Origin of the sequence: uncultured Nostoc sp., assembly GCF_937863485.1 — a bacterium.
In the GTDB taxonomy this organism is placed as follows: Bacteria; Cyanobacteriota; Cyanobacteriia; order Cyanobacteriales; family Nostocaceae; genus Nostoc.
The window spans coordinates 73584-79583 of sequence record NZ_CALMFY010000174.1 but is presented as its reverse complement, the minus strand read 5'-3'; the positions used below and the strand labels follow the sequence as shown (position 1 = coordinate 79583).

4 protein-coding genes and 1 pseudogene are annotated in these 6000 nt (G+C 43.5%); 4 read left to right on the top strand and 1 reads right to left on the bottom strand.

Annotation, left to right across the window (positions count from 1 at the left end):
* Positions 1-677: 677 nt before the first annotated feature.
* From Q0541_RS23500 to Q0541_RS23490, 3 genes are all read left to right on the top strand, one after another.
* Positions 678-2108, top strand: a complete 1431-nt coding sequence (locus tag Q0541_RS23500; RefSeq protein WP_298916211.1) for a form I ribulose bisphosphate carboxylase large subunit — start codon at positions 678-680, stop codon at positions 2106-2108.
* A 93-nt stretch (positions 2109-2201) separates the two neighbouring features.
* Positions 2202-2609, top strand: coding sequence for a chaperonin family protein RbcX (locus Q0541_RS23495; protein ID WP_273768090.1), 408 nt, complete (start codon positions 2202-2204; stop codon positions 2607-2609).
* Positions 2610-2655: 46 nt separating this feature from the next.
* Entirely contained in the window at positions 2656-2991 is a 336-nt protein-coding gene (locus Q0541_RS23490; RefSeq protein ID WP_298916202.1) for a ribulose bisphosphate carboxylase small subunit, read from the top strand.
* Between the two features lie 112 nt (positions 2992-3103).
* Here Q0541_RS23490 and Q0541_RS23485 read toward each other — a convergent pair.
* Positions 3104-3688, bottom strand: a pseudogene (locus Q0541_RS23485) (TonB-dependent receptor).
* 623 nt (positions 3689-4311) lie between these two features.
* On the opposite strand from Q0541_RS23485, the gene Q0541_RS23480 reads away from it, so the two are divergent.
* Complete coding sequence (locus Q0541_RS23480; RefSeq protein ID WP_298916199.1) at positions 4312-5598, top strand: ribulose bisphosphate carboxylase small subunit; 1287 nt, start codon at positions 4312-4314, stop codon at positions 5596-5598.
* Positions 5599-6000 lie beyond the last annotated feature (402 nt).

The window sequence follows — 6000 nt, the reverse complement described above, 5'->3', positions numbered from 1 at the left end:
ACTCCCACTCCACAGTCCCCAAAGGCTCTATACAGTTATTCATGACGCTTTGTAAAGCATTTGTAACAAAATGTTTAAATCTTTATGTAATAACAAATTCATATAGTTAAGTTAAAAACTTTCTAAGAATAACTTATCAATTTCTTGATATATTGTGAAACAAGTTACAAATTACGTGGTGTGGAATTTTTTATCTTTCGCTCACCACTCTGCTAAATCTCTGTCAAGTAAATTCTTTTCTGGTATCTTTTCCATCAACGGGGAAGATATAAGGAGTGTAGAGGCGGGAATGTGTGCCAGCCAGCCCAATCCCCTGAATACCCCAATTTATAGGGGAATTATCTAAATGCTGCCCGCAAAGCGCGGAAGTTTTGGTGAAATTGAGAAGGTTTAGTTGGGTGCGAAAAAGAGATAAAAAAGAATTTTGATTCGTAGGAAAGGGGAAAACTAGAAGCGCTAGGACGTGTACCTCTAGAAGGGGAGAACACTGGTAAGGCGGGTTACTACTGCTACCAAGGTGTCTGCCGCAAAAAAACTGGTACCTTTTTCCAAAGACAACCCCTAACAAAAATTCCCTGATCTTCTCCCCACAGAAGGGGGAAAAGAACGCGGTAAAGGGAAGTTGCACAAAACGTGATTTGATAATTAAAAAGAGTGATTTCAGGGAAGGATAAAATATGTCTTACGCTCAAACGAAGACTCAGAGCAAATCTGGGTATAAAGCAGGTGTACAAGATTACAGACTAACTTATTACACACCCGATTACACACCAAAAGATACCGATCTTCTAGCTGCGTTTCGCATGACACCCCAGCCTGGTGTTCCTCCCGAAGAAGCAGGTGCGGCTGTAGCGGCTGAGTCTTCCACAGGTACTTGGACAACTGTGTGGACAGACTTGCTCACCGATCTTGATCGCTACAAAGGTCGTTGCTACGATATCGAACCAGTTCCCGGTGAAGACAACCAGTACATCTGTTACGTTGCCTATCCTCTGGACTTGTTTGAAGAAGGCTCTGTAACCAACGTCTTGACCTCAATTGTCGGTAACGTGTTTGGTTTCAAAGCTCTGCGGGCACTGCGTCTAGAAGATATCCGCTTTCCAGTAGCTTACATCAAGACCTTCCAAGGGCCTCCCCACGGTATCCAAGTTGAGCGCGACAAGTTAAACAAATACGGTCGTCCTTTGCTGGGTTGTACAATTAAGCCCAAATTGGGTCTTTCTGCTAAGAACTACGGACGCGCTGTATACGAGTGCTTGCGCGGTGGTTTGGACTTCACCAAAGACGACGAAAACATCAACTCCGCACCATTCCAAAGATGGCGCGATCGCTTCTTGTTCGTAGCTGAAGCTATCAACAAAGCTCAAGCAGAAACCGGTGAAATTAAAGGTCACTACCTAAACGTCACCGCCCCCACCTGTGAAGAAATGCTGAAGCGGGCTGAGTATGCTAAAGAACTCAAAATGCCCATCATCATGCATGACTACCTGACCGCAGGTTTCACCGCCAACACCACATTGGCTCGTTGGTGCCGCGACAATGGTATCCTGCTACACATTCACCGTGCTATGCACGCTGTAATTGACCGTCAAAAGAACCACGGTATCCACTTCCGTGTATTGGCTAAAGCCCTACGTTTGTCTGGTGGTGACCACATCCACACCGGTACCGTAGTTGGTAAGTTGGAAGGTGAACGCGGCATCACAATGGGCTTCGTTGACCTGTTGCGTGAAAACTACATTGAGCAAGACAAGGCTCGTGGTATCTACTTTACCCAAGACTGGGCTTCTCTACCTGGTGTAATGGCAGTTGCTTCTGGTGGTATCCACGTATGGCACATGCCCGCGCTAGTAGAAATCTTTGGTGATGACTCTGTACTACAGTTCGGTGGTGGTACTCTGGGTCACCCTTGGGGTAACGCTCCTGGTGCAACCGCTAACCGCGTCGCCTTGGAAGCCGTTATTCAAGCTCGTAACGAAGGCCGCAACTTGGCTCGTGAAGGTAACGATATCATCCGCGAAGCTGCCAAGTGGTCTCCTGAACTAGCTGTTGCTTGTGAACTGTGGAAAGAAATCAAGTTCGAGTTTGAAGCAATGGATACCGTCTGATCTGAGTTAACAGTTAAGAGTTAAGAGTTAAGAGTTAAGATTTGCATTAATTCATAACTCATAACTCATAACTCTTTAGGGCTGGGGTCAAGCATGAATCTTAAGCAAATTGCCAAGGACACAGCCAAGACTCTCCAAAGCTACCTGACTTATCAGGCTCTAAGGACAGTACTGGCACAGCTAGGCGAAACGAATCCTCCATTAGAACTTTGGCTGCATAACTTTTCGTCTGGCAAAATTCAGAATGGTGAATCATACATTGAGCAACTGTTGCGAGAAAAACCAGATTTGGCTTTGCGAATCATGACTGTCAGGGAACACATTGCGGAAGAAATCATCGAATTTTTGCCGGAAATGGTTCGCACTGGCATTCAGCAAGCCAACATGGAACAGCGTCGCCAGCATTTAGAACGGATCACACGATTAGACACATCTAACCCCAGTCTGCAACCAGAACAGCAAGCGACTTCAGATCCGAATTTGGATAACTTATCCAATTAGTTCGGTCAACCTAGTAGTAAAAAATCGCAACCCATTATCAAAAGCTATGCAAACTTTACCAAAAGAGCGTCGTTACGAAACCCTTTCTTATCTGCCCCCCCTGACTGATGCTCAAATTGCCAAGCAGATCCAGTACATTTTGAATCAAGGTTACATTCCAGCGATCGAGTTTAACGAAACTTCTGTGCCAACAGAATTATATTGGACAATGTGGAAGCTACCTTTGTTTGGTGCTAGATCCACTCAAGAAGTACTGAGCGAAGTTCAAGGATGCCGTTCTCAATTCAACACCAGCTATATCCGTGTTGTGGGTTTTGACAACATCAAGCAGTGCCAAATTCTCAGCTTTCTTGTTCACAAACCCAGCACCAACAGATACTAAAGTTAGCAAGCTTTAAGTAATTGGTTTATGCAATAGGAGAGGTAGAATTATCTGCCTCTCCTATTTACTAGATTTGTTTTGAAACGCAAAGGGACGCAGAGGTTTATGCTCATCAAAACTGTACAGAAAGTGTTCCCACAATACTAAAAGGTGCGCCAGGAATCACACCTAAGCGATCGCTGTTTGGGGAGCCAAGATAATATTCTGTGTCGAACAAATTACGGAAGTTCAGTTGCACTCGCCAGTTCTCCCGTCGGGAGAAAATTGAACTGTCGAAGCGAAGATAGCTAGGAATTACGTAGGTGTTGGCAAGGTCGCCGGAGCGATCGCCCACATAATAAAGTCCCAAACCAAAGCCTAGACCCCGTAAATCCCCTTCTCGAATTTCGTAAGTTGTCCACAAGCTGGCGCTAAATTTAGGAATGTTCGCCAAGCTATTGCCAACCCTAAAGTTATTATCTGAAGTAATTTCAGCATCAGTCTAAGCAGCACTAGTAAAAATATTCCATCCCGGCGATATCTCACCCGATAAATCGAATTCAATCCCTCGGCTGCGTTGTTCGCCAGTTTGAATGGAAAACCGAGTATCTCTAGGATCGGGGGTTGAAACATTAGCGCGGGTCAGGTCGTAGAATGCTAGAAGCGCAGAAACTTTATCGTTTAAATCGGCTTTAATTCCGACCTCGTATTGGTTCACTTAGTTGCGGAATGTTAGCAATTGGTGCTGGTTGCGTAGATGCGGAGCAGCTTGTTGTCAGACCTCGCACTTTATCTAGCTGCATTACCCAGCATAGGGCTAGTATGCCTGCAAAGCGCAGCCAGTTGATTCCATTATTTTTGTTAAATTTCATACTTGCCTCACACCAAAATAACTTATGCAATTGTTGTCAATAACGCAGATACCTATTACAAGTCAATAAGAAATATTCTTATCTAGCTGATAATTAACTCTATAGGAAATGACATCCTAATTACAAATACTTATCAAGTATTTTTGATAGTAGCTGTTCAAAATTGCACAAATTCGCCAAAATAAAAGTTTTATTGGCTAAATTGAATCAGTTAATTTTCTCTACTTAAATATAAAAATTGCTATTAATTATGTGGTTTTGTCAATAAAAATCTTGATAAAATTATTATTTACAAGGTCTGTTTTTTCAAAATCTGGTAAATTTTATTACTATAATTTACGCATTGACAGAAAACGCTAAATGTAATATTTGGGTTTCAGGCATTCAATGTTAATTTTTTGACGATATATACCTCCAAAAAAAACTTAACATTAACTTCAGAAGAGTTAATTATTCATAAGACAAGCTCATGGGTTACTACATCGCTCCCCGCTTTCTGGACAAACTGGCTGTCCACATCACCAAAAATTTCTTGAAACTTCCTGGTGTGCGAGTTCCCGTGATTTTGGGTATTCATGGACGCAAAGGAGAAGGCAAAACATTTCAATGTCAATTAGTCTTCGAGAAAATGGGTATCGAAGTGACTAACATATCTGGCGGCGAATTGGAAAGTCCAGATGCAGGAGATCCAGCCCGGTTGATTCGGCTGCGCTATCGGGAAACAGCGGAACTGATCAAAGTACGCGGCAAAATGTGTGTTTTGATGATTAACGATTTAGATGCCGGGGCTGGACGCTTTGATGAAGGCACTCAATATACTGTGAATACGCAGTTGGTAAATGCCACACTGATGAATATTGCTGATAATCCCACAGATGTGCAGTTGCCTGGAAGCTATGATTCCACGCCTTTACATCGTGTACCGATTATTGTCACAGGTAATGATTTTTCCACCCTCTATGCACCGTTAATTCGGGATGGACGGATGGAGAAATTTTATTGGGAACCAGACAGAGACGACAAAGTGGGAATTGTCAAGGGGATTTTTGAAGCGGATGGACTATCACAGAAAGAAGTTGAACAGCTAGTTGATACTTTTGTCAATCAGTCCATTGACTTTTTTAGCGCTTTGCGATCGCGCATTTATGACGAACAAATCCGCAACTACATCCATCAAGTAGGTTTTGAGCAGGTATCCTTGAGTGTGGTTAATAGCGTTAAAGGCCCACCAGAATTTAAAAAGCCAGATTTCAGGTTGTCTCACTTAATCGAGTCTGGTAACTTCCTCGTTGGTGAACAAAAACGGGTGGAAAACTCCCATTTGGTTGATGATTACAATCGACTTAATCGCGGTAGAAATTCTCAATCTGCACCACCTGCTGCTATACCACCTGCTGCTATACCAATTAATCAGCCACCACGCAATGGTGTAACTCCAGAAGTAAAAACTAATGGATTTCAGCAACAGGAAGTATTGAGTAACCATTTGAGCTTGGATACACAAGCACAAATTAGGCAATTATTGTCTCAAGGTTACAAAATTATTATTGAACACGTAGATGAGCGCCGTTTCCGCACAGGTTCATGGCAAACTTGTGCTCATAGCCACATTGATGCAGAGTCTGATGCAATATCAAACTTGGAAGCAACTCTGGCAGAATATAGCGGTGAGTATATTCGCTTGGTAGGTATTGATCCAAAGGCCAAGCGGCGGGTGATGGAAACGATTATTCAGCGTCCGAATGGGAAAAATTAGGGGTACCTCACCATGCGTGTCAACTTAAGGTGAAAGCCTTCCTAGAACAAGTTTTTAGAGATTGTCTCGTGTTTCGTTCCCAGTCGGAGACTGGGAATGCCTAATCTAAGGCTTTGCCTCAAGACTAACGACACCGCAATTGAAGAGCATTTACAGCCTTTGGCTAGAAACGAGGTTTTAAAGGAGTTTGCGCTTAAGTTGACACCAATGGTATGTCACCGGCTCGTATTCTATAGCAATCCGATTTGATTGCGTGAAAAAATCTAAGTATATGTAGGGGAGTCAGCCGTCTGGTGTTAGCGCAGCGGTAGCGACGTAGGAGCGTCGGCAGTCCGGTCTTCTCCCTTGGCGTTAGCCTCTCCCAATGTGAGAAGGGGAGACGATGCCGCGCATAGCGCAGCG